Raw genomic sequence first — 26842 nt, 5'->3', positions numbered from 1 at the left:
TTATTATTTGCCAATGACAAGGTTATTTTTAATTAATTATAATCTATATAAATAAGAGTGATTATGCGTATATCTATTTTCGGACTCGGATATGTTGGTTGTGTTTCAATAGGTTGTTTTGCTAATGAAGGGTTCCCTACAATAGGAGTTGATATAAATCGAAATAAAATCGACTTGATAAACTCTGGCAAAGCAACAATAATTGAAAATGGTCTTGATGATCTAATTAATAAAGGAGTTGAAAGAAAATTAATCGAAGCTACTAATAATAGCGAGTATGCAGTAACTGAAAGCGATGTAGGCATTATATGTGTCGGAACTCCCAATACTAATACAGGTCATCTTAATACTCAGCAAATATTTGCTGTTGCTAAAGAAATTGGAAATGCCCTGAAATCCAAGAAAGAATTCTTTACGATTACAATCCGAAGTACTGTACCTCCAGGCACAAATAGGGCAGTATCTAAAATTATTTCAGAATTATCTGGTAGGAGAGAGGATATTGACTTTGCTGTTATCTCGAATCCTGAATTTCTAAGAGAAGGGAGCGCGATTGAAGATTTTTATTCCCCACCCTATACTGTTGTTGGCGGGAGCTCAGTTCAAGGTATAAAAATTGTCGAAGATATTTTTTCATTTATTTCCGCACCTTTATATAAAGTAGAAATTGAAATTGCAGAAATGATTAAATTTATAAACAATTCCTTTCACGCCTTAAAGGTTGTCTTTGCAAATGAAATAGGCAGGCTATGTAAGTCCATGAACATTAACAGTTACGAATTGATGAATTTATTTGCTGAGGACTCAATACTTAATATTTCGAAAAAGTATTTCAAACCGGGATTTTCGTACGGCGGTTCGTGCTTACCAAAAGATTTGAAAGCATTAAATTTATTAGCTCACGATTATTATGTTAATGTGCCTATTTTGGAAGCAATTAATAATAGCAATATTGTTCAAACAGATTTTATATATAATTTGATAATATCGAAAAACGTAAAAAAAATAGGTGTTTTTGGTTTATCTTTTAAAACCGATACGGATGATTTAAGATTCAGTCCAAGCTTAGAATTGTGCGAGAGATTAATTGGAAAAGGATTCTCTGTAACTATATATGACGAAAATGTAAATATTTCCCGATTGGTTGGAAAGAATAAGGAATTTCTTATCAACCATTTACCACATATCGATTCTCTACTTACCGAGGATCTTAACGAATTTGTTGCAAATAACGATTTATTAATATTTGTACATGACAGCCATCTAATTTCAGAAGTAAAAAGTGCTATAAAAGAAGATGCGTTTATAATAGATGTGGCGAACATTACTTCTTTACATGATCTCCAAAATTATGAGGGAGCTTGCTGGTAAGATGAAAATTGCCATTTTGGCCTGTTCCAATGGATTAGGGCATGTTCGTCGTGTTATCGCCATTTCATCGTACATTTTAAGAAGTGGGTTCAAGGGAAATATTACTGCTTTTCTGCCATCTTCTCATTTGGAAATTTTAGGAAATTGGACTGAAACAAAATATTTCCTTAATCATCCATCCGTTAGTATTTGTGATTTTAAATATCCTATCATCCCTGATAGGAAAACAAAATCACTTTTTGAAAAGAAGTGGTTACAAATTGATCTTCCAAATCTCGATGATTTTGATGTGGTTTGGAGTGATAATATAACTCAAGTACTGAAGGATAGACCGGATGCAATTATTACCGGATCATTTTTCTGGCATGAAGTATTTAGCCATTCAAATCATAATTCAGAATTACAGGAATTTATTATTGAACAGCGAGAATTAATTAGAAAAACGGAGCCAATAATAGCAGGTAACGAGTATTTTTCCACACCTGAAATAAAAAATGTAAAAAGGTTCTGTCCCGTAGGATTGTATCGGTACAATATTACTTTTAAAGAAAAGAAAGAAAACAATATTCTTCTTTCTTGCGGACTTGGTGGAGAAGAAGAAGATGTTACAAAAACGGCTCTTCAAAGAATTATTGAAGAAAATCTAAAACCTCCGAAAACTCTATTCGTTGAAAAGAGAATTCTACCAAATAGTTATCCTAGTTGGATAGAAAAAGCCGATTTTTCTGATAACATGTTTCATAATTGTTTAGCTGTTTGCATTAGGCCAGGTATGGGAACAATATCTGACTCCTTAGTAAACAGGACTAGAATCTTTTCTTTTTCAACAGAAAATTCTTTTGAAATGGAGTATAATTCCAAAATACTTGAAAAACTGGGAGTTGGAGAAAGTTGCAAGAATCCTTATGATTCGTATAGAAAAGCTTTAGAATTCATTTCAGATAATGATAAAGTTGAATTGCAAATTTTTCGTACTTCACATCTAAGAACAGATGGTGTTCTTGCAACTGCAAAATTAATTACTGGAAATTATTAATAAGGAAAGTGAAATATGATTTTTATTGCTGAATTTTGTCAAAACCATAATGGAGATTTCGAAATTCTAAAAGATATGGTTTGGGCTGCGAAAGAGAGTGGTGCTGATTACGCAAAAATTCAAAATATTTTTGCTGATATGCTAACTTTTCGAGGTGAGTTTGAACAAGGTGTGACAGAGAACGATATTGTAGTAACGATTAAGCGACCCTACCAAGCGGAATATGAAAGACTGAAAAAGTTAGAATTAACTTATAAGGAGCAAGAAAATTTTATCACACTATGCAAATCAGCAGGAATTAAACCATTAACTACAGTTTTTACCAGGGATTCGGTACTAAAATTAAAGGAACTCGGATTTGATGATATCAAAATTGCGAGTTACGATTGTGGTTCATTCCCGTTGTTAAATGAAGTTAAAAATAATTTTACTAACATATATGTTTCTACTGGAGCAACCTACGATAATGAAATTATTAAAGCTGCCGAGGTTTTAGGTGGGAGTCAATTCAGCTTTTTACATTGTGTAACTATCTATCCTACACCTACAGATAGTTTCAATTTGGCGCGCATGGAATTCCTCAAAAAATATTCTAATAATGTTGGATGGAGTGATCACAGCTTAGTAGAAAGGGATAACATTTGGGGCACTATTGCTGCACTATATTACGGCGCTTCAATTATTGAGAGACATTTTACTATTTTACCTAAAGATAAAACAAAAGATGGACCAGTATCAATTACTCCTGAACAAACTAAAGAAATAAAAAGAGTGTCGAACCTCAGTAAAGAAGAATTATTGATTTATTTAAAAGAAAAATTCCCAGAATATGAGAAGACATTCGGCAATATTACGCGGGAACTGACACCCGCTGAATTGCTCAATAGAAATTATTATAGAGGAAGATTTGCAAGCCGTAATAAGGATGGGAATTATGTTTACAATTGGGAAGAAAGTGAGGTAATTTTTAAATGATTAAAATTCTTGGTGTCATTCCAGCCAGAGGAGGATCTAAAGGAATACCAAGGAAAAATTTATATCCCTTGGCTGGTTACCCTTTGATTTATTATTCAATTTTTTCCGCAAAAAAATCAAGGATGCTAACTGAAATTATTGTCACTACAGACGACGAAGAAATTAAAGATAAGTCTATTGAGTTCGGTGCAAATGTTCCATTTATGAGACCACCTGAGTTATCCACCGATATGGCTTTAGCAGTACCAACTATAAAGCATGCAGTTCTTGAAATGGAAAGGATTAATAATATTGTGTACGATTATGTAATAATGCTTCAACCAACAGCACCACTTAGAACTGCCAGACATATAGATGAATCGTTGAGTTATTTAATCTCCTCTGACGCTGATAGCATTATCAGTGTAGTTGATGTTGATAATAATCACCCTTTCAAGATGAAGGTCATTAAAGATAATTTGTTATTCGATTATCAAAAATCTTCTCTGGAGAATCCCCCTAGGCAAAGTTTACCTAAAATTTATATTGTTAATGGCGCAATATATGCTACTAAAAGAAATACATTAATTAATGGGAATACTTTCAAAGGTGAGAAATGCTTACCTTACATAATGACAGAAGAATATTCAGTCAATATTGATAATCTACGTGATTTTTATGTTGCTGAATATTATTTGAAAAACTACAATAATACCGAGTGGATATGACAAGTAATAAGAATTTGCAGGATATTTATGAAAGAGTGTACTCACAAGGGAAAGAGAAGTTTTTTACTTTCGACACTCTTGACATTACAAAAAAAATAGCAGATGAATTAAATTACAAAGACTTAGAAATTCTCGAAATTGGATGTGGAACTGGAGAGACAGCTTATGAAATTTCTTTGAGGGATCCAAAATTAGTAACGGCTGTTGATTATTCGGAAAGTGCGATTAAAACAGCTCAAGGCAACTATATCAAGTCTAATTTGAAATTCGAAGTCAAATCAATTGAACACGTTGTTGGAAAATATGATTGTATTATTATGCAGGAAGTTATTGAACATACTGATAATCCATATTCAACGATACAAAAATTAACTGAGCATTTAAAAGATAAAGGACATTTGATTCTTACTTGCCCTTCATTTTTGAATATTCGTGGATATGTTTGGATGACACTACAATTACTTTTCAATGTCCCTATGTCTTTAACCGACAAACATTTTATTTCACCATTTGATATGGAAAAATGGGCACAGGAGTGTAACTTATCATTAAAATGGTTTACGTTTAGGCATGATCAAGGCTCTGGAGACAAAATGATTTATGATTTAAAGAAGAGACTTACCAATGCGTTAAGCGATGCAAATTTTAACAACACTAATGTAGATCTACTCTTGGAGTGGTTATTAAAAGCCTCTCAGTATGAAGTGGAAACAGTATCTAATGGTGCAAAAGCTCTGTATCATTTTCAAAAAACAAATAATAATTCGCCTTGTTACTGATGGAAAAGAAAAAGATTGTTATTTCGTTCGACTTTAATATTCAGTATAGAAATCTTGTTGGGAGCGGGTTATTAGATTATCTCTCAAGTGGTTTTTCATCAATTTTGCTACTATCTAATAATGATATTTTTTTAGAATGCCCAAATTTGCCTGCTAATGTATCTGTAAAATCTATTGGAAAATTTAGATTTAGAAAGCTACGACAATTATTATTTTTTGCAGCAAGATACCAGAATGCAATAAATACAAATGACAACGCCATTCATAGAAAAAAATGGATGGCTGGGTATTCCACAATGAAATTTGTAGGGATAACAAGAAAATTATTTGGTGATAAATCTAAAAACATACTTATGAAATTATGCCAAATGGATTTTATATTAAATAAAAGAAGATGGGTAGAGTTCGATGACTATGACTTATATTTGTCAAGTACATACATATGGCAATATTATGATGCAATGGTTGGGTTATATTTTCAAAAAATTGGAAAGCCTTGGGTGGCTCATGTTACAAGTTGGGATAATCCTTCATCAAAAGGAGAGTTCGTTTTTAATCCCGATAAATTAATCGTTTGGGGTGAGCAAAATTATGAAGAGTCAATCAAATATCTCAGATTACCTTTTGATAGACTGATTAAAATTGCCCCGCCACATTTTGCGATATTGAAAACTGTAAAAGGAATTGAAATTATTGAAAACGAAAGTAAATACATATACTATATAGGAGTTACAAAGAATAATTATACATGGGAGGCAGAGCTAGTAAGACAATTATTAAATTGGATAAGCAGTAAGCCAGAATTGAAAGGTCTTAAAGTCTTGTTTCGACCCCATCCGAATGACAGAAATAATTGGTGGTCAGACCTTCTTAAAAATGAAAATCTTATTCTGGATGATGAAGTAGATATCAGTAAAATATTTGTCTACTCAACCGATGAGAAAAATTTATTCAAATTTTATAAAAAAATTAAAAATTCAGTCTGTGTTATTTCGTATCAATCCACAGTATGTTTGGAGGCTGGATTACTAAATGTACCGGTTTTAATGCCAATGTTCAAACCTGGTGATCCGAACGAAAAAAATATGCCGCATGATGGTTGGCCTCACATGCAGCATATGATAAAAAATATGCCTCAAGAATATTTGTCAAGATCTGAAAGTGAGATGTTGAATATGATAATTGGTTGCTACAATGGAAGGATTGAAAAAGAAATTAGAAATCAATTCTACCAAACATGTAGTCATATTGCAAATATCGAGAGTAATATTTTTGAGAAATATGTATCTGAAATTAATAAGATATTAGAGTGCTAGATAAGAAAAAATTTGCTAAATCAGTTGGTATTTTAAGCAATGTAACTTTTTTAAATGTTTTATTCTCCTTTTTCAATTCTCTTCTAATTGCGTATTATTTTGGAGTTTCTAGAGAGCTTGAAATTTATTTTGCTGCACTTACGCTTTTCCAATTGGCACAAAAATTATCTCATTCCGGAATCATTAGTGAAGTATTTATACCTTATTTCGTAAAATATGCAGATACACCATTTTATTACAAATATGCGAATTCACTGATAAGTATATTTATTTTAATTGGCATACTTCTGATAATAATGCTTATATTCCTCGCAAAACCTTTAATGTCTTTTTTAATCCCGGGCTTTTCTACTGAAGATATCTCCAACTCGACTGTCATTTATATTTACGTGCTTCCGTTACTGCCTATCGTAATTGTTAACTCAATTTTTGATGCAATTTTACAAGCTCGTAAACGATTTGGAATTACAGAAGGAGGGATTTTGGTAAGCCAAATTATTGGTCTTTGTTTATTTCTTTTACTTGTTGGATCTCTTAATATTTATGCATTGTTGATATCATTTATGTGCGCTCCGATTGTAAGAATAGTATTTGTTTCCACTCAAATTAGAGATGTGATAAAGAATTTCAGATTTGAGTTAAATCTGAAAGATGAAGAAGTTACTTCCAGTTTATTTAAAATTACTCCTTTCATTGGATACACATTTATTACTCAAGGTGTTATTTTTTTTACAACATCCATTGTATCATTTCTTCCGCAAGGAAGTTTAGCCATTCTAAAATATTCACAAAATATTTTTGATAAAATGAGCCGCATAACAACAGGACCAATTGTTACTGTAGCTTATGTAGAGCTATCTGAAGCAATTAATTCTTCACTAGAAAAGTTTGCTCGACTATTCAAAAGTGTTTACAGTTATGCTTTACCAGTTAGTCTCATAGTAATATCTTTAATCCTACTAGGTAACGAAGAATTATTGTCAATAATTTTTGTGAGAGGTAAATTTTCGCAAGGTGACGCAAATATACTATATTATTGTTTACTCGTTCAATCTTTCAGCTTACCGTTTGCTATTTATTCAGTGATGTCCAGGAAATCTTTCATTAGCGTTCATAAAACTACATTGGCAAATATATTTATGATACTTCATCAAGTAATCTACATAGCATTAGTATATTTCTTGGCTGAACGATGGGGTATTATCGGAGTACTCCTTAGTACATCATTCACTTATTTTTTTATGACATTTATTTATTATTTAATGCAAAGAAAAATATTTGCGTTCAAGTATAGTTGGAATGAAATAAAAAAAATACTATCAATTGTTGCGATAATAATCCTGGGCATTATGCCGATAATTATCTTTAGATTTATCATCAATGAGTATTTTTTATTAAAAGAACCGGTGTATTTAACTGCGGTAGCGATATTTTTATACTATTTGATGTTCCTGAGTTTTACGATCCTATTAAGCAAGATATTCCATGTTGAGGAAATATATAAATTATATTTGAGTGTAAAAGAATTATTCCAAAGGTTACTATCTCTTAAAATTAAGTTCAATACTAAATAATAATGAGCATAAAGTAATGTACGCAAAAAATAATAAAGGATTAATTACTGCAATCATAGCTGCTCGAATGAATTCGTCCAGAATGCCTGGTAAATCCATGGCGTTGCTGTGTGGGATACCATCATTAGAACATATCATAAATCGACTGAAAGCAAGCAGATTTATTGATCAAATTATTGTGGCGACCACCACAAATAATACTGACGATAAAATAAGAGAATGTGCGAAAATGAATGGAGTTCTTTGTTTTTCAGGTAGTGAAGATGATGTCTTGGACAGGACTGTAAAAGCCGGTGAAATTTCGAATTCGGAGCACGTTGTGATTGTAAATGGTGATAGTCCAATAATAGATCCTTACGTCGTCGATTGTGTCATTTCTGCTTATTTCAAGAATAATGCTGACTATGCATCAAATTCATGGAAAGAATCTTGGCCTGTGGGCACAGAAGCTGAAATTTGTCGATTAGCAACCTTACAAAAAATTAATACTTCCTCAACTGATCCGGCTTATCATGAACACGTTACACTTGAGCTGAATGAAAACAGGAATAAATATAAGATGATAGATGTTACGGCAAGTTCAGATGAGATGTGGCCTGAATTAAGATTAACATTAGATACGCAAGAAGATTATAAGCTTATTAGTTATATCTATGAAAATTTGTATCCTTCTAATCAATTATTTGGAATTAAAGAAATAGTTGAGTTTCTAAAACAAAAGCCGGAATTTGTCCGAATAAACTCGAATATAAAACAAAAAGACATCAGATAATATGCTCAAGGTTGCAATAATTGGTTGTGGAGATATAGCAGGAGGGTACGACCAAAAGAAGATGGATAATCTGATAAGAACTCATGCTAAAGCTTTTTTATTGAATGAAAACGCTACAATGGTTGCTGCTACAGACACCAATATAAAGAATCTTGAAAATTTTACAGAATTTTGGGAAATAAATAAAGGCTATACAAATTTTAATGAGATGCTTGATAATAATGATCTTGATATTCTTAGTATTTGCACACCTCCAAAAAATAGATTTGAAGTAATTAAAAAGGCTGTTGATGTTGGAGTAAAACTTATATTTTGTGAGAAACCATTAGCAGCCAATTCAACCGAAGCAAAGAAAATAGTTGAGTATTGTAGAGAAAAACAGACGAAAATTGCAGTGAATTATAGACGAAGATGGGATCCATATCATCGAGAAATTCAAAAAATTATTGAGAACTCGACTTTTGGAAAACCGAGTACGCTTCAATGTAATTATTTAAGAGGGATTAGTAATTATGGTACTCATATAATTGACCTCATTCATTTTTGGTTTGGCAAAATAAAATGGGTCTGGGCTAATAATCGATTAATGGAAAAATTTGAGGATCCTTCACTTGATGTTTATCTTTTAACAGAATCAGGAATTGGATGCAATTTATTATCATCGCACAGGCAAAGTTTTGATTTATTTGAATATACTTTAATCTTTGATAGGGCGAAATTCGAATTTCAGGATGAAGGATTTGTCGGTAATTTTTATGAACTTTCACGCAATCCATACTTTGATGATCTGGATATTTTTAAGGTGAAGAATTCGAACAGGAATTTAAATAATGTTTTTGTTAATATTATCGAACAACTCTGTAGCTGCATTGATTCTGACAATGAGCCTTATTGTAATGCAAATGATGGATATAGGGTATTAAAAATTGTTGATGCTATTAAAGAATCAATTAAACTTGATAAAAAAATATTTATTGACGAATAGGAGAAAAAATTGAAATCTAAATTGGCTCTTTTCGGTGGTGAAAAAGTGAGAAAAACTCCTTTCCCTCACCAGAATAGTATTGGTGATGAGGAGAAGAATGCAGCAGTTAAAGTTATCGAATCAGGTGCTTTATCTGGGTTTATTGGAGAATATTGTCCCGAGTTTTTTGGGGGTCCCATTGTACAAGTGACAGAAAAGAAATTTGCTAATTATTTTGGTGCTAAGCACGCAATATTAGTGAATTCTGCTACAACGGCATTACACACGGCTGTTGCTGCTCTTGGCATTGGTCCAGGTGATGAAGTCATAGTAACCCCGTATACTATGACAGCTTCGGCGGCAGTTGTATTATTACAGAACGCTTGCCCGGTATTTGTTGATATTGATGAAAATACATATTGTTTGGACCCTTTAAAAGTTGAAGCGAAAATAACATCTCGAACAAAAGCTATAATGATGGTTGATATTTTTGGACAACCTGCTCATTGGGATGAGATACGAGCTATAGCAAAGAAACATAATTTAAAAATTATTGAAGATGGAGCTCAGGCAGCTAATGCCAAATACAAGGGGAAAATGGCTTGCACACTTGGGGACATAGGAGTCTTGAGTCTGAATTATCATAAGATAATCCATTGTGGTGAAGGTGGTATTCTTTTTACTGATGATGAAGAGCTAGCCATCAGATGTAAACTAATACGAAACCATGGTGAAACCTCCGTTGATCATTTTAATTTATCGAATATCTCCCATACTATTGGTTCAAATTACCGGATGAATGAAATTGAAGCTGCTATCGCTCGCTGTCAGCTGGATAAATTATCCTATCTTTATGAGGTTCGGAATAATTTGGCAGATTATTTAACGAAAAAATTATCGGAATTTGATTGTCTTGGTCTCCCTAAGATTGAGAATGGAGTTGAGAGTGCTCGTTATTTGTATCCTATCCGATTTCTTGAGAACAAGTGCGAAATTTCAAGATCCACATTTTGCAAAGCGTTAGTAGCTGAAGGGATACCTGTAGAGGAAGGCTATGTAAAACCACTCTATCTTCAAAGCATGTATCAAAAAAGAAGTGGTAGATTTCCAAATGCTCCAGAGGGATTTTGTAGTTTATGTGGGGGTCCGAAAAAAGATGGTTGTAATTTCGATATAGGTTTGTGCCCGACAGCGGAGCGGATGCATTTCAAAGAATTATTCATAGGGGACTTTTGTCATCATCCATTAACTGAGAAAGATATGGATGATATTTATGATGCATTTTATAAAGTTATATCGAACCTCGAAGAGTTGAAGAATTTTGGAGAGAATTAGACTGAAAAAAATATTAGCCATTGCGCATCAATATGGTGGTGCAAATGTCCTTAGTCCAGTTATAAGAGAATTAAAATATAACTACGATATTAGAATCAAAACACTTGGGTATAATTATTCAGCAGTCAGTTTTAAGAAGTCCAGAATTAACTTTGATGATCCGAGGAAGATTTATGATTTCTATGACGATAATTCACTCATGCAAACGGCTAAAAGAATTATTAAAATTGAAAAACCTGATTTGTTATTGTGTGGTACATCAGATGGATTTAATTTGGAAAAAGCATTAGTATTGGCATCAAGGGAGTTGCAGGTATGTTCGATTGGGATTTTGGACAATTGGACAAATTTAGGTTTGCGTTTTAATGAAGATGATTTAGGTGTTGATTTAATTTATTTACCTGATAAACTTGCAGTAATGGATCAATTTGTCAAAGAAAATATATTGAAATTTGGAGTTAAAAATGAAAATATAATCGTTACGGGTAATCCATATTTTGATGAGATTATAAATTATCAAAATGTAGAAAGTTCCAAAAGTGTTAGAACGGAACTCTTACTAAAAGATGATGATTTCATAATCACTTTTTTTTCCGAGCCTCATTCCATAGATTATGGAACGGATAATTCAAATCTGTTATTCAAAGGTTTCACGGAAAAAGATGTGCTGAAGGGTATTGTATATTGTATAAAAAAGTTAAATAATTATTTATCAAAAAACATAGTCTTACTCATCAAGTTACATCCAAAAGAAGACGGTAAATTCATACTCGATGAGGTAGAGAATTCGATGATTAGATATCGATTCCTTAAAGAGTTCGATCAGAGAAAACTTATATTAGCTTCTGACATAGTTATCGGTATTGAATCAATAGTTTTAATGGAATCAGTAATTCTGGGAAAACCAACAATCAGCTTTCAACCTGGATTAGTAGGTGAGGACAATCTATTTAGTAATTTACTAGGTATAACTAAACCGATATATAGAACGGATGAATTACTAATATACATGAAGCACTTACTTAATAATTGGCATGCGACATGTGAAGATAAAACAAGAGATATAATACTTGACGGATTATCAAGTAAACGTGTCATTAAAATAATAAATGGATTACTGAAATGATCAAAGTTGCTATTTTATCTTGTGATGGGATAAGTTTTTTAGAGCCGCTTTTACATAAATTATTATCTGATGATAGTATAATTTGTAAAGTAGTAATAATAGATGGAAAGTTAAATAAAAGGGATCGGGCTATCGAAAAAGGAAGATTGGATCAGAACTTTATTATTAAAGATTTGACTGAATTAGATTTCCCAAATCTCCCCTTTCATTTTGTTCAGAACCATAATTCTGAATCATGTGTTAACCTAATTAATTCGTATAAGGTCGATTATGTTTTAAATGCGGGGACACCCAGAATACTTAATGAATCATTTATATCGCAGGTAGTACCAATTATTAATTCACATCCCGGACTTTTACCTGAGTATAAAGGATGTATGGCTTTGGAGTGGAGTATTTATAATGATGACAATTTAGGAGCTACTGCACACTTTATATCTCCAAAAATTGATGATGGACCAATAATATTAAAAGAAATTTTGGAAACTGCACCAGGTTTGCCATACGATATAATCAGAACGAAAATGCTTTTTCATCAAATAGATTTAATTTACAAAGCCTTACTAAAATTGAAAAACGATGAGTTCAAAGCGAGTTCTTTACTTATTCAAAGGGAAGGAAATTATTACAAACCTATGCCATTTGATTTGTTTTTATCTGTTAAAGAGAAACTTGAGCTAGGTAATTACGAGTCAAAACGTACTGATTAATTAATGAATAGTAGAAATACAACAAGATTATATTTAACAGTATGTCTTCCAGCTTAATTAATTTATTAAACGAGTGTTCTATGCAATATGAAATTTATGAATATTTTTTACATCCAAACTTTACATTCCGAAAAATTGTGTCAAAATTATTTTGCTTACTTGCCAGATATAGCACAATAGCATCAGATTTAATTGAACCCAGCAAATGGATAAACAAAGCTGATAAGAAATTATTAGAGAAAAACAATGTACTCAAACATAAATACAAAAATCAGCGATGCTTTATTCTTGCGACGGGACCATCATTAAATAAAGTTGATCTTGATCTTCTAAATGGAGAAGTTACAATAGGAGTAAATTCCATTTGGCAGCATTATGATTTTACTAAATGGGAGCCCGAAGTTATATGTTATGTTCATCCTATTGAGACGGAGTACCAAAAATCTGATTCATGGAAAAAATATTTTTCAGAATTTCAATTGATCTCTAAAAAATCTACTTTATTAACGAGATTAAGAGAAAAAAAAATAATTGAAACACAACAACTATTCCCTTTGGACAGAACAAAATTTATTTCATTTGGTAAAGAACTTCACAGAGTCCGGAATGTAAATTTTGACTTGACCCGAAATATTCCAAGCTCCAAGACTGTTGGAGTGACTGCAATAATTACTGCGGTATATATGGGTTGTAATCCGATTTATCTTTTGGGATTCGATCACGACTGGCTTACACAGCGAGGGAGTACAACTCATTTTTTTAAAAAAGAGGACGCACTTATTGAGGAAGAAGTAGGGTCCACCATTCATGGTGATTATGATTTCTATTGTCGTGAAGCGGTGACTGTCTGGAAAGCATATAAGGTGCTTAAAAAAGCCCTTGATAAAATGGGAATTGAAATATTAAATGCTTCGCCTGATAGTTTTCTTGATGTCTTTCCCGTCATAAACTATAATGATATTTTTAAAAAGTAATTAAATAGTTAATATTGTATAAGGTGATATTTTGCTTAAACAAATTAAAAAAGTTGTTCCTAAGCCTGTTAAATCATTCCTAAGAAGGATACTCTTCTTTAGTCTTGATAAAATTGATACTCTAATGGGAATAGGGAATTCTTCAATTCCTCCAAGAAGATTGAGATTTGACGGGCCTAAAAATACTCAAATTTTTATAGAGAATGGTAAAGAATTTTTCCGGTATTATCGGGACCTTTGTGAGATCAAATCTAACAATAAAATACTTGATGTAGGATGTGGAATAGGAAGAAAAACTATCCCCTTAGTAGATTTTCTTGACGAAGAGGGCTTATATGAGGGGTTGGATATAATCGAAGAAGGTATCGATTGGTTAAAAAAGAATATTACTAAAAAGTTTCCTAATTTTAACTTTACACATGTTGATGTGTATAATTTGGAGTATAATCCTAATGGCAAGATTAATGCTTCTGAGTTTGTTTTCCCTTATGATGATGAAACTTTCGATTTAGTAGTTCTAGGCTCTGTTTTTACACATATGCTGCCAATAGATATTGAAAATTATATTTCACAAATAAGCAGAGTTTTGAAGAAAGGAGGAAAATCGTTGATAACTTTTTTCCTTCTGGATGAAGAAGCTTTATCATTGATAAATCGAGCGAATGCGAAAGCTTACAGTGGAAGAAAACTAGATTTTCAGTATATCAGAGAAAATTATCGGACTATTGATGAGAATATGCCAGAGCTTGCTGTAGCATATGAATTACCATATATTGTTAACTTGTACAAAAACAATAATCTGCTTATCAATGACCCGATTTATTACGGCTCATGGTGCGGTAGGAGGGATTATTTGGGAAACCAGGATATGGTTGTTGCGACAAAAATATGAAAGCTCCCATCTCTTTATTGATTTCTGAGGAAACATTATTTTTTATCGGTGTCTAAAATAAGTAGGATTATTTTTAATGTTAATAAATTACTTAAGAAAGTTTGCCACATTACCCATCACTATCTATGATATAATTGAAGAGAATTATAAAAAACAAAAATGTACTGCAATGAAGGACGTAAGATTGTATCCTCAAAGTCGTATCGAAAATTTTCAGGCTAAAAAAAGTGCAATCGTTATAGAATCTCATTGCAGAATAAAAGGACAGTTACTTGTCTATGGACATTCAGGTAGAATCAAGATTGGTCAGTATAGTTTTATTGGAGAAGGGTCATATATTTGGTCTTCTTCATCTGTTACAATTGGGAACCGTGTTCTAATATCTCATGGGGTGAACATACATGATGGAAATGCTCATTCTCTATCTGCAGAGAATAGACATAAACATTTTTATGATATTATTACATCAGGTATGCCTTCAGTTTTGGAAGATGTGGAGGATGAACCTATAATTATTCAGGATGATGTTTGGATTGGTTTCAATTCGACTATTTTAAAAGGAGTCACGATTGGGCATGGAGCAATAATTGGAGCTTGTTCACTAGTGATGAAAAATGTTGCTCCATATACGATAGTAGCTGGTAATCCATGTGAAGTATTGGGAAATGCTAGAAAATAATATTTTCAGTTTCTAATGATAAGCACATCACCAGACCATTCAGTAATTAAAATGAATTTATGTATTTATAAAGGATTAGAATTATTTCTTTGAATCTAGGAGTTTTTGATGATTAAAAAAGTGAAAAATTTTATTAGGCGTCTCTTTGATAAAATAAGATCATATGTTTATATCAAAATGAATACAAAACCATTTACAAATGCAATGGTTAAAACCACGACGATTAATTTTGATCATAGTGAAATGTATAGCTATGGAAAAGTTGATCTGGGCAAATTAACCTTCGAACAATATGTATATCAAACAGAAATATTAACATCTGTTATCGAGATTATTAATAAACTAGATAAAGACCCGTATGTTGATTATACAATAATGTATTTAAGTAATAGCATGGACAAATATAAAGAGCATTGGAAATATGCCGATATTGCAACAGTATTATTCTGCTTAAGCAAACTACTTAGACCAGAGAATTACCTTGAAATCGGAGTTCGGAAGGGGCGAAGTATGGTTATGGTTACGCACAATTCACCCAAGTGTGAGGTTTATGGTTTTGATATGTGGATTGATAACTATGCTGAAATAGAAAACCCGGGAAAAGAATTTGTAGTCAAAGAGTTAGAAAAATTTAATTACCAAGGGAATTCAACTTTTATTGAGGGAGATAGTCATGTTACATTAAAAAAATTTTTCACCAATAATCCGAATATAAGTTTCGACCTTATTACAGTTGATGGTGACCATTCCTTCTATGGTGCTGTTCAGGATCTAGTGGATGTCCTCTCAAAAGTTAGGATTGGAGGAGCACTCGTCTTTGATGATATTGCTCATCCAGAAGTTTTATATCTACAGGAAGTATGGAGAAATGTAGTAAAGTCTAATCCTAGGTTTTCTACATGGGAGTATACAGATATAGGATACGGTGTTGGCGTAGCAATAAGGAGATATTGATTTTTGAAAAATAAAATTTTTATTATTGGCGTTAATGGATTTCTAGGCTCCTCTTTAGCTAAATATTTCTATAATCTAAATTATGAAATAATTGGTATCGACTGTACTGATCATGTTTCAGAGAGCACATTTGCATCGAGTATGAAATATTACAAAATGCAGTTGCCTCATGCAGATATCACTAATGTCATTAAAGAAACAATGCCTGACTACTTGATTTACGCCGCGGGATCAGCATCTGTTCAAAATTCTTTTGAAATGCCACATGATGATTTCTATTACTCTGTTAATTCCTTGTTAACCATTTTAGATAATCTTAGGCTACATTCAAGAAAAACAAAAGTATTATTTTTTTCTAGTGCTGCTGTTTATGGGAATGCAAAAAAAATACCTATTTCAGAAGAATGTGATCTGTTACCAATTTCTCCATATGGATATCATAAATTAATTTGCGAACAGATTTTGAGAGAGTATAATGATATATATGGAGTAAAATCAACTGTGTTTAGGATATTTTCTGTATATGGTAAGGGCCTTCATACACGAATATTCTGGGATATTTGTCAGCAAGTGATAAATGATGATATTGTCCAACTCGGTGGTAGTGGGGATGAAACTCGAGATTTTATTAACCTGAAGGATTTTTGTGAAGCTGTTGAACTTGTATTAAAAAGGAGCTCTTTTAATGGGGAGATTTATAATTTAGCGTCGGGAAAGGAGGTCAGAATCGCTGAATTAGCAAAATTAGTTCTTTCAGCATTTGGATCGAATAAAGAATTAAACTTCACTACAATCATTCGGAAAGGAGATCCTTTTAACTGGTGTGCAGATATTACAGCAATTCAAAAACTTGGATTTGTCCCAAAAATTGAAATCTCTCAAGGTATTAATGAATATGTAAAGTGGTTTAGAGAAACTATTAAATGAAAAGAATTGGATTATTATTCACTGGTAGTGAAAATTGGCTTGGGGGAGTATATTATATAAAAAATATTATTCTTGCTCTTAATAATAACACTGAAAATGAAAAGCATTATTTAGTTTTAATTGTTCCCCCATGGATCAGTAAAAGTTTATACAGTGATTTATCCGCGAATATTGAAATTCTATTTTATCCTGATAAAAAAAGTATCGAATCCCGTTATGTAATGCTTCACCGAGTATTTAGAAAAATCAGATCACTTTTAGGTAAAGGATATGATTATAGTTTTTCTAAAATCCTGATTAATAATAGAATTGACGTGATTTACCCAGTTTACTCAACGCTAACGAAAAAATTTCCTGTCCCCTGGATTGCTTGGGTACCGGATTTACAACATAAGTTCTATAGTCAGTATTTTACAGCGAAACAAATCAAAGAAAGAGAAAAAAATTATAAATCATTAGCCAACGATGCATCAAAAATAATTTTTAGCAGTTATGACGCACTGAATACTTTTCATAAGTATTATTCTTTCAATAAGTCAAAGTTATTCGTCTTACAATTCAGATCTATAATTGATACGGAATATCAAAATCATAATTTTCGTACTAACCTAGGTAAATATAATTTGCCAGGGAATTATTTTTGTGTTTCAAATCAATGGTGGGCACATAAAAATCATATTGTAGTTCTAAATGCAATAATCCTGCTGTTAAAAGCTGGAACTAATATAAATGTCGTTTTTACTGGTAAAACTTTTGATCACCGGAATGAGAAATTTTTTGAGCAAATGAAATGTTATATCAAAGATAATGAAATTGATAAGAATGTTAGAATTCTTGGATTAATCCCCCGAACGGATCAATTGTCCATTATGAAAAATTCTCTTGGAATAATCCAACCTTCAAAGTTTGAAGGCTGGAGTACTGTTGTTGAAGATGCACAAGCACTTGGCAAAAAAATTATTATTTCTGATATACCTGTAAACAAAGAACAAGCACCTGCAAATGCAGTTTATTTTAATCCGGATAATCCTACAGAATTATCTAATTTGTTAAAAATGATTTCTTGCGGGCAATTTGTGGATGAAGAGCCTAATAATGATCGATACAAATCATTAATTAAGAAATTTTCCTTAGATTTTTTGAATATCGTAGAAGAATAATAAATTGTTTAATCAACTAATTATATTTGTTGCGTTTATACTTGCAGTTTTTTCATTCATGATTGTTTATGAGTCAAAGAAATTTGTCAATTTTGCAATCATTTCATTTTTTATAATGTATCTTATCCCCAAAGAATCATTTTTTTTTGCATTTTCAATTACTGTAATTGTATTGTTTTCCTTAATGAATACAAAATATAGTATAAATAAACTTAAGTTTATTTTACCTCTGTTCAGCTTTTATGCTTTAGTCTTTATTTTTACAGGTGATGGGATAACCAAAGAATATTTAATTGGAATGGTCAGAGTAGTAGGTTTCCAATTTATTATTGTTACTTTGTGCGCCTTATTTGTTAGAGATTATTCTGATCTAAAAATGTTCTTGAAATCATTATTAATAATTCTATTTGTCTCTTATATAATGATTGGATTTTATCAATATTATACCGGAGTGGTTTTATCTCCATGGATCGATGAAAGTGATATTCTTGTATACACTAAAATTTATGATTTAAATCGATTTAGATCTTTTCTTGATATTCATCCTGCTAATAGTGCCAATGGTATACTTTTTGTAATTTGTTTAACATTTTATGGACTTATTGAGAAAAACAAAACTAAAATAATAATTTTTACATTTGCTCTTATTGCATTGTTTTTAACATTTACAAGGATGGCTTATATTGCTTTTTTTCTCCTTGTACTTCTTTTTGTTGTAATGAATGCAAGTAAAAACTGGATAAAAATAAGTTTTGCGGTGTTTATATTGATATTATTAATCGTTCCGTTGTTTGTTGTTGGACAAGATATATTTTCTTATTCAATAAGATTAGTCTCAGATATTAATATCTATGGACGAATAAATATTTGGGAAACATTTTTTCTAAATATATCTAAATATTTATTTGGACAAGGCTATTTTAATAATACTCGAGTAGCATATTTTATTTCAAGTTCCTCTGAAAACTACTTCATTCAAGAATTTATAAATTATGGTGTGTTCAGCATCATTCTTTATTTTGTAATAATCATGAAATTTTTTAAGAACCTCGCTGTTTCTAAACCAGAAATTGAAAAAAAAACTATCGTACTAATGTTTTTTGCATTTGTTTTCAACATGATGGGTGCAACGTACTCCCAAAATATGTTGTTTTTGGTTTTTGGCTTATCTTTCTCCTATGCAAATGTTGTTCAAAATTATCAACAATTACCTATAAAATATTCAATTGAAAAGTAAAACAAATTATTTATCCAGCTTATTTTTTAACAAACTGAAATAATTATGAAAGAAAAGATATTAATAACAGGTGGCGCTGGTTTTATTGGTTCACACTTAACTCAGAGTTTAGTAAATAAAAATTATGATGTTACAATTATTGACAATTTATCTGAACAAATACATGGGGATTATAGAAAAAGTAGTTTATATAAAAAAGTTGAAAATATATCCAACTTTATTCATGCGGATATCAGATCAAAGTCAGAATTGACTGAAGCGGTAAATGGTTGTGACATTATTGTTCACTTAGCTTCTGAGACTGGCACTGGTCAGTCAATGTATAATATGGAGAAATATGTTGACGTTAATTTGAGAGGAACTGCATTGCTAGGTGATATACTAGTTAACGATAGATCAAGAAAAATAAAAAAAATTATTTTAGCATCTTCGAGAGCTGTATATGGAGAAGGGAAGTATTCTTGTCCAGATCACAAATATGTTTACCCTTCACTTCGTACTGAATTGAATTTACTGAAAAAAGATTTTAACATAAAATGTCCATTTTGTAATAGAAACGTATCATCTGTGCCGACTGATGAGCAGTCGCAAACTAATCCAATATCAATATATGGGATTACAAAATTATGCCAGGAACAAATACTAGCTTCAACTGCGAGTACTTTAAAAATTCCAATATCAATTTTGCGATTTCAGAACGTCTACGGACCAGGTCAATCATTATCCAACGCCTATACAGGGATATTATCGATTTTTTCAAATCAAATTTTGAGGGGGAAGAGTATCAATATTTTTGAAGATGGAAAAGAGAGCAGAGACTTTGTTTATATTGATGATGTTATAAAATCCTTAGAGTATGTCATTGAAAAGAATATTTCGGGAAATAATGTTTTTAATGTGGGGTCGGGTATTGCAACCTCGGTTATTGATATGGCAAACATTTTAATAAAAAAATACAAAATTGATGTTGAATTAAATATATCTGGTAACTTTCGTCTTGGTGATATTAGAAACAACTTTGCGGATATATCAAAAATTAGGAAGTCACTAGATTTTCATCCTCAAATAACTTTGGAGGAGGGTATTTCTCGTTTTACCAACTGGGTCCAGGGTGAAGCACTAACAGTAGATAATTATGAATTATCTTTGAGAGAGATGGAAAACGCAGGTATTCTCAAATGAATTCCGTTATCGGTATTGTCACAGTAACTTACAACAGCGAAAAAGTTATTGAAGGCTTTCTTCAGAGTATTCTAATTCAGGACTACTCCAATTATTTTTTATATATTATTGATAATGCATCGCGAGATAAAACTTTATCTTTATTATCAAAGTACAAAGACAATAGAATTAAATTGTTTGTTAATATGGAAAACTTGGGAATTGCTTCTGGAAATAATATAGGTATCTCAGCAGCAATGAAGGATGGGTGTGAGAAAATTCTATTGATTAATAATGATACCGAATTTGAAATTAATTTAATTTCTAAGTTATTGAATGTACAGTCATCCGTAAAATGTAGACTTGTTGTGCCTAAGATATTATATTTCTCAGAGCCCGATGTAATTTGGTATGCAGGCGGATTCCTTTCGAAATATAGAGGTTACACACCATCACATAGAGGTATTGGGGAAAAAGATATTGGTCAATATTCTAATATTGAAGTGATCACGTATGCGCCTACCTGCTGTGTTCTTCTTGATACTCAGGTTATTCGCGACGTTGGATTGATGGACGAAAATTATTTCGTTTATTTTGATGATGTAGATTTTATGTATAGAATATTAAAAAATGGTTCGCATAAGTTGGTGTACTTGGATGATGTTAGTTTTTTTCATAAAGTTGGAAGTTTGACCAGATCGAGCGAAAAAAACAAAAATAAAAATGTTTTTTCAAATTTTTATATTGAGTATAGAACTAAAAATTTAGTCTACTTTCTTAAAAATCAAAAAACTATCTCATCCACTTTTTTTATTTTTTACCACTATTTTAGAATGAATGCCCATTTTCTATTGACAAGCAAATATAAACATGATTTGAAAACTTTTTTTCTCATACAAAAATCATTTTATAACGGTCTCATAAAAAAATAATTATTATTGTTAGTTTTTTTAAAAGATATCATTGAATAAAATGAATTTATTTTGGACTAAGTCAATATAATTCTTATTAGTATGCAACATGAAGTTATGTTGTTGAAGTAATTCTAAAATATTCTCGTTACTGGTTGAAATCTATAATGAAGGAAGAGTTGGAAAAAAATATACTGCCTGATTCTTAAGATTTAACAAAAAGATTTGAGTTATTACAATATTGATTTTTTTATTACTATTCGTCAATAGTTAGCTATTTAATTTAAGTAGAGGAATTTCTAATATATGGAAAATATCAAAAGATTTTTCACTTTGGCACGAAAAGATATCACCTTTAAAAGAATTATTTTAGCCTTTTTCAGGAGGTTAGCTAATATCCCACAATTTTTTTTGTGGAAACTACCTTTTGGATTTGCTGAGGAGAATAGAAATCGATTGGCTAAATATAAAGATATTCATGCTGGTAAAAGAGTCTTCATCATAGCTAACGGTCCGAGTTTAAAGTATGTCGACTTTGGAAAATTAAAGAATGAGATAACAATCGGTATGAACAGAATATATTTGATGAAGGAAGTAAATGGTTTCGTACCTACATATTTAGTTTGTATAGATAAAAAATCACAGACGCTTCAATTTACGGATGATTATGATAATATAGATTTCCCCGCATTTTACAATTGGGACTTGAGGAATGTTTTTAAGCATAAAAACAGGCACATATTCTTAAAAGAAAAATTAAATCCCAAGTTTTCTAAAGATTTAGTTAAGGAGCCGTACGGTAGTGGTAAGACAGTTACTTACGCGTGTATTCAGTTAGCATATTTTATGGGGTTTGATGAGGTTTATTTAATCGGAAAAGATCATACATATAACACTGATGAAAAAGTAGGAGTCCCTATTTTAAGTGATGGAAACGAAGAAAATCATTTTATTAAGGGATATTATAAACCTAATATGACTTGGGATGCACCAGACTTAAAATCTGAGGAGTACGCTTATCGAATTGCTAAACGAGTATTTGAGTATGAAAAAAAAATCATAAAGGATGCCACAATTAACGGTCAGCTAAATGTTTTCGAAAAGGTTGATCTTTCTACGCTATTATACAATTCTGAAAAGTAGCTATCCACGATTTGCGTTCATAAAAATATTTCGTTTCTTAAAAATTTTATACTATATCATTTTTGAGTCTTGTGATACTGTTCATTCAGCTGATTTTTCACCAAAATAAGCCTATAAATAAGTTAACAATAATATAAAGTAACATTTATCCTAAAATATTTGCAGAAATAGAAAGTTGATTTTCTGGTCTGAAAATTGGAATGAGTTTTGACTGCAAATAACTAATTCTACTAATGATGTAAACAAAACAAAAATTTTTACCTTAATAATTTTTGTTTTAATGAGGACAATTAGAAATGAGTAAAATTTTAATAACTGGTGGTGCTGGTATGATCGGTAGTAATTTGGTTAAAAAAATAATTAGTGAGAAAAACCAAGTTACTGTTGTGGATAATCTTTGGCGTGGCAAACTTGATTATTTGAATTTTGGATATGGTAAATCTTTGTTTGATATCGATAATAATTTTTATGCAATCGATTTAAGTTTCCAAGGATCACTAGACCACTTACTAGATGATATTGATTACGTAATTCACTTAGCGGATATTGTGGCGGGTATTGGGTACGTATTTGATAACCAGTCTTTTATTTTTCGGCAGAATTTACTAATTAATTCTAATGTAATTAATGCAGTTAAAAACTCTAAAATAAAAGGCTTTTTATATGTTGGTACTGCATGTAGTTTCCCAGAAAGTCTACAAAATGAACTCCAATCAAAGCAATTAAAAGAGAGTCAATTATTCCCAGCAAACCCTGAATCAGCTTATGGCTGGAGTAAGTTAATGGGGCAATATGAAACAAAGCTCTTGGAACAAGAGTTTAATATACCAAGTTTGTCTTTAATGTTACATAATGTTTATGGTTCCCCCTGTGATTTTAGTATAGAAAAAAGTCAAGTCATTCCGTCTTTGATTCGTAAGGCAATAAATTATCCAGAAGAGGATTTTATTGTTTGGGGGTCTGGTAAACAGGGACGAGCTTTTGTTCATGTTAATGATGTTGTGGAGGCTATTTATTTAGCGATAAAAAAAGGCTGGCAAGAGGATACAATCCAAATTGGCCCGAGTATTTGTACTACAATTGCTGAAATTGCAGAAGAAATTGTAAAACTTTCTGGTAAAAACATTGCAATTAAATATGATAACACAAAACCAGAGGGTGATAAATCCAGAGCAGCAGATTTTTCGTTAGCAAGAAATGTACTTGGTTGGAGACCTAAAACTGATTTATCTTCTGGATTAAAAGAACAGTATGATTGGATATACAAACAAATTAACCGGGAATCATAATATTGAAGATTTTGCTAATTGTTCATTCAGTTTCATGGAAAGGAGGCGGCGCGTTTTTTCATGCATTGCATATTTCAAAGGGTTTGGCAAAGTTAGGTCATGAAGTGTCAATTTTTTCAACTTCAAAAAAGAGTTTGTTGAGAGTTAATAGAAGTATAGTCGATGAAGTCAAATTAATTGAATTCCCAGATCTACTATTTGGAAGTGCAAGAAATGGCTGGGATCTTTATAATATATTGCGCAGATGTTTTTATATCAGGAGAGAGAGGTTTGATATGGTCCATGCACTCGATACTCGACCTGTAGTAATATTTCCAGCTTTGATAGCAAAATACTTCTTCAAGTCGAAACTAGTTATTGAGTGGTTAGATTGGTTTGGAAAGAATGGTACTGCGACTGAGAGAAGTAAATATATAAAATGGTTTATGTTGCCAATTGAGACATTCTTTGAGGAGAAATTTCGAAAGTTTGCCGATGGTAGCATTGGATTGGGCTTACCATTAACAAATCGAGCATTAGAGTATTCGCCAAAATCGAAAGTACTAACCATTACACATGGTTGCGATATCGACAATATTAAAACTTACCATATTGAATATGCCAGGGAGAAAATTAAGCTTAATAAATGTGCATATTATTTAGGCTATACGGGCAGGTTACGCGAGGATGTTATAATTCGACTGAATGATATTGTAAAACATTTAAATGAGATGAACATACCTGGAAAAATTTATTGTATTTTAATTGGTAATCCAGCTTTTAAGTATCAGAAATATTTGGATGATGGCGCCAAAGAATTTTTCATAACAACTGGATGGATTACATATGAAGAAGTGAACTATTATATGTCGGCATGCAATATTCTTATGCTACCATTTAATGGCAAATCTGTTGCCAGAAATGGAATTTGGCCCTCAAAATTGAATGACTATCTTGCAGTTGGGAGACCCATTTTATGTACAAAATTGGATGTATTGAGAGAAACATTTGAAAAATATAGAATTGGATTTATGGTCGATGACAATACAGAGCATTTTATTCGAAAGGTAAAGGAATTACTACTGAATGAAGAACAGGCAAATACATTTGGTGTCAATGCAAGAGAGCTGGCTGAAACAGATTTTAATTGGAATCGAATTGTTAATAAAATTGACACTTTTTATAAAAACATTAAATGATCTGGCGCTCAACATATCATCATAGAATAGCACAGTTTGCAGATATTATAACTGCGTTTTTGGGATTGATTATATCCTACTATTTATCAGAATATCTATCTAAACTGGATCCTTCGATTTTTAGAGTTCCAACTCAATTCAGCTATTTTTATTTTAGTCTTGCCTTAATGATCTGTGTTTTGACAGTTATCCTATTCAAAGGATATAAAGCCTATAGTTATCAAAGATTTACATCTTTAATAAGGGAATATAGTATTGTGCTTAAAGTATGTTTACTGACATCTCTAATTGCGGTAGTAATTATCTTTCTCGCTGGTTTTAGGGAGTTTCCCCGTACTTTAATGATAGTTTATTTCTTCGTTAGTCTTGTCATATTTTCGCTTCAAAAAACGATATTATTTTTTATTGCTTCATTTATCAGAAAAAAAGGGCTTGACAGAAAAAAGATTCTCCTGGTTGGAGCGAATGGGAATGCTGGTCAATTTATTGAATCTGTGGAAAATAATTTTAGTTGGGGTTTGGATATCATTGGTGTTCTGACAGATTCCGGAAGTGACGTTGGGAAAGAGTTACAAGGGGTTAAAGTTTTAGGATTGATCGATGATTTAGAGTCAGTTTTAAAAAAGAATATCCCTGATGAATTGATGATCACTCTGTCAACGGACAGATTCGCTTCTATAAAACGAATAATTGAAATCTGTGAACGTGAAGGAGTAATGGTAAGGCTTAATTCAGATTTTCTGGGTTACATTACTAAAAGGGTAACCGTTGATAATGTTTTTGGACAAAATATTATTAGCTTCCATATGGTGGCGCAGTCTGAAATACAGTTATACAGTAAACGCTTGATTGATATAATATTTTCAGTTCTTGCAATTATTTTTTTTACACCTTTTATGTTATTCGCGATTTTTGGCATCTGGATTACGGATGGTCGACCAATCCTATATAATTGGAATGTAGTGGGGTTAAACAAAAAACCCTTTAAGAGCTGGAAATTAAGAACTATGGTGAAGAATGCTGATCTTTTAAAAAATGAACTAGTAGATAAAAATGAAATCAATGGGCCGGTATTTAAAATAGAGAATGATCCGAGAATAATACCTATTGGTAGAATTCTTAGAAAATTTAGCATTGATGAAATGCCTCAGCTTTTTAGTGTATTAAAGGGAGATATGAGTTTGGTTGGTCCAAGGCCTGTGTTTCCCAATGAACTTAGCAAATTTCAAAGTTGGCAGAGAAGAAAATTAAGTTTCAAACCCGGAATAACCTGCATTTGGCAAATCAATGGTAGAAATGCAGTAAATGATTTTGAGGAACGGGTAAGGATGGACTTAGAGTATATCGATAATTGGTCACTGTTGCTTGATCTTAAAATACTTCTAAAGACGATTCCAGTAGTTTTATTTGGAAGAGGAGCATCTTGAAGAAGTAAGCAGTAAGCAGAAATGCGTAGGGAGCAAGCAGTAGACAGAAATGAATTTGGATTTAAGGAGTTTATCAATTTCATTTATTTCACTATTCACTATTCTGTCTTTCCCTAGCATAGGTTGACCGAAAAAAGGAGGTCAACAGATGTCAAAAAACCAAAGAGAAGTAACAGTACGGCGTAGATTTACAGAAGAGTTCAAACTGAGTGCAGTAAGGGACTATGAAAGTGGAACTCATACTG

At 31.7% G+C, this 26842-nt stretch carries 25 protein-coding genes; all 25 read left to right on the top strand.

All coding sequences use genetic code 11. The features are described from left to right. Positions 1-63 precede the first annotated feature (63 nt). Complete coding sequence (locus KJ971_05665; GenBank protein ID MBU1145325.1) at positions 64-1371, top strand: nucleotide sugar dehydrogenase; 1308 nt, start codon at positions 64-66, stop codon at positions 1369-1371. A gap of 1 nt (position 1372) precedes the next feature. Continuing rightward, positions 1373-2407 (top strand): hypothetical protein, encoded by a 1035-nt coding sequence (locus tag KJ971_05660; GenBank protein ID MBU1145324.1) that lies wholly within the window; start codon positions 1373-1375, stop codon positions 2405-2407. A 15-nt stretch (positions 2408-2422) separates the two neighbouring features. Beyond that, the gene (locus KJ971_05655) at positions 2423-3382 is read left to right on the top strand and encodes an N-acetylneuraminate synthase family protein (protein MBU1145323.1); all 960 of its coding nucleotides are present in this window, start codon (positions 2423-2425) and stop codon (positions 3380-3382) included. Continuing rightward, positions 3379-4089 carry an acylneuraminate cytidylyltransferase family protein gene (locus KJ971_05650; GenBank protein MBU1145322.1) on the top strand — a complete coding sequence of 237 codons (711 nt, stop codon included), beginning with the start codon at positions 3379-3381 and terminating at the stop codon, positions 4087-4089. Before KJ971_05655 ends, KJ971_05650 begins: the two co-directional genes overlap by 4 nt. Continuing rightward, positions 4086-4868 carry a class I SAM-dependent methyltransferase gene (locus KJ971_05645; protein MBU1145321.1) on the top strand — a complete coding sequence of 261 codons (783 nt, stop codon included), beginning with the start codon at positions 4086-4088 and terminating at the stop codon, positions 4866-4868. Before KJ971_05650 ends, KJ971_05645 begins: the two co-directional genes overlap by 4 nt. Further along, complete coding sequence (locus KJ971_05640; protein ID MBU1145320.1) at positions 4868-6184, top strand: hypothetical protein; 1317 nt, start codon at positions 4868-4870, stop codon at positions 6182-6184. The genes KJ971_05645 and KJ971_05640 overlap by 1 nt, the downstream gene beginning before the upstream one ends. Further along, positions 6178-7758 (top strand): polysaccharide biosynthesis C-terminal domain-containing protein, encoded by a 1581-nt coding sequence (locus KJ971_05635; protein MBU1145319.1) that lies wholly within the window; start codon positions 6178-6180, stop codon positions 7756-7758. Before KJ971_05640 ends, KJ971_05635 begins: the two co-directional genes overlap by 7 nt. Before the next feature lie 16 nt (positions 7759-7774). Beyond that, positions 7775-8530: a glycosyltransferase family protein gene (locus KJ971_05630; GenBank protein ID MBU1145318.1), complete on the top strand. Its 756-nt coding sequence runs from the start codon at positions 7775-7777 to the stop codon at positions 8528-8530. 1 nt (position 8531) lies between these two features. Then, on the top strand, positions 8532-9515 hold the full coding sequence (locus tag KJ971_05625) for a Gfo/Idh/MocA family oxidoreductase (GenBank protein ID MBU1145317.1): 984 nt from the start codon (positions 8532-8534) through the stop codon (positions 9513-9515). A gap of 9 nt (positions 9516-9524) precedes the next feature. Then, positions 9525-10829: a DegT/DnrJ/EryC1/StrS family aminotransferase gene (locus KJ971_05620; protein MBU1145316.1), complete on the top strand. Its 1305-nt coding sequence runs from the start codon at positions 9525-9527 to the stop codon at positions 10827-10829. Continuing rightward, positions 10816-11955 carry a CDP-glycerol glycerophosphotransferase family protein gene (locus KJ971_05615; protein ID MBU1145315.1) on the top strand — a complete coding sequence of 380 codons (1140 nt, stop codon included), beginning with the start codon at positions 10816-10818 and terminating at the stop codon, positions 11953-11955. Before KJ971_05620 ends, KJ971_05615 begins: the two co-directional genes overlap by 14 nt. Next, positions 11952-12665, top strand: a complete 714-nt coding sequence (locus KJ971_05610) for a hypothetical protein (protein ID MBU1145314.1) — start codon at positions 11952-11954, stop codon at positions 12663-12665. The genes KJ971_05615 and KJ971_05610 overlap by 4 nt, the downstream gene beginning before the upstream one ends. A gap of 80 nt (positions 12666-12745) precedes the next feature. After that, positions 12746-13639 (top strand): DUF115 domain-containing protein, encoded by an 894-nt coding sequence (locus KJ971_05605; protein ID MBU1145313.1) that lies wholly within the window; start codon positions 12746-12748, stop codon positions 13637-13639. 31 nt (positions 13640-13670) lie between these two features. Then, entirely contained in the window at positions 13671-14531 is an 861-nt protein-coding gene (locus KJ971_05600; protein MBU1145312.1) for a class I SAM-dependent methyltransferase, read from the top strand. A gap of 169 nt (positions 14532-14700) precedes the next feature. Then, entirely contained in the window at positions 14701-15210 is a 510-nt protein-coding gene (locus tag KJ971_05595) for an acyltransferase (protein ID MBU1145311.1), read from the top strand. A gap of 108 nt (positions 15211-15318) precedes the next feature. Next, a complete protein-coding gene (locus KJ971_05590; GenBank protein ID MBU1145310.1) occupies positions 15319-16164 on the top strand; it encodes a class I SAM-dependent methyltransferase in 846 nt (281 codons plus the stop codon). Positions 16165-16167: 3 nt separating this feature from the next. After that, positions 16168-17091, top strand: coding sequence for an NAD-dependent epimerase/dehydratase family protein (locus tag KJ971_05585; protein MBU1145309.1), 924 nt, complete (start codon positions 16168-16170; stop codon positions 17089-17091). Continuing rightward, positions 17088-18251 carry a glycosyltransferase family 4 protein gene (locus KJ971_05580; GenBank protein ID MBU1145308.1) on the top strand — a complete coding sequence of 388 codons (1164 nt, stop codon included), beginning with the start codon at positions 17088-17090 and terminating at the stop codon, positions 18249-18251. The genes KJ971_05585 and KJ971_05580 overlap by 4 nt, the downstream gene beginning before the upstream one ends. 4 nt (positions 18252-18255) lie before the next feature. Then, positions 18256-19488, top strand: coding sequence for an O-antigen ligase family protein (locus KJ971_05575; protein MBU1145307.1), 1233 nt, complete (start codon positions 18256-18258; stop codon positions 19486-19488). 45 nt (positions 19489-19533) lie between these two features. Then, positions 19534-20670: an NAD-dependent epimerase/dehydratase family protein gene (locus tag KJ971_05570; GenBank protein ID MBU1145306.1), complete on the top strand. Its 1137-nt coding sequence runs from the start codon at positions 19534-19536 to the stop codon at positions 20668-20670. Then, positions 20667-21581: a glycosyltransferase family 2 protein gene (locus KJ971_05565; GenBank protein ID MBU1145305.1), complete on the top strand. Its 915-nt coding sequence runs from the start codon at positions 20667-20669 to the stop codon at positions 21579-21581. Before KJ971_05570 ends, KJ971_05565 begins: the two co-directional genes overlap by 4 nt. Positions 21582-21866: 285 nt before the next feature. Next, the gene (locus tag KJ971_05560) at positions 21867-22703 is read left to right on the top strand and encodes a DUF115 domain-containing protein (GenBank protein ID MBU1145304.1); all 837 of its coding nucleotides are present in this window, start codon (positions 21867-21869) and stop codon (positions 22701-22703) included. Between the two features lie 296 nt (positions 22704-22999). Further along, positions 23000-23992, top strand: coding sequence for an NAD-dependent epimerase/dehydratase family protein (locus KJ971_05555; GenBank protein MBU1145303.1), 993 nt, complete (start codon positions 23000-23002; stop codon positions 23990-23992). A gap of 83 nt (positions 23993-24075) precedes the next feature. Continuing rightward, entirely contained in the window at positions 24076-25170 is a 1095-nt protein-coding gene (locus KJ971_05550) for a glycosyltransferase (protein MBU1145302.1), read from the top strand. After that, a complete protein-coding gene (locus tag KJ971_05545; GenBank protein MBU1145301.1) occupies positions 25167-26597 on the top strand; it encodes a sugar transferase in 1431 nt (476 codons plus the stop codon). The genes KJ971_05550 and KJ971_05545 overlap by 4 nt, the downstream gene beginning before the upstream one ends. Positions 26598-26842: the final 245 nt, after the last annotated feature.

The organism is Bacillota bacterium (genome assembly GCA_018818595.1).
Taxonomy (GTDB): Bacteria; Bacillota_I; Bacilli_A; order Izemoplasmatales; family Hujiaoplasmataceae; genus JAHIRM01.
This window is presented reverse-complemented; position numbering and strand designations above follow the sequence as displayed.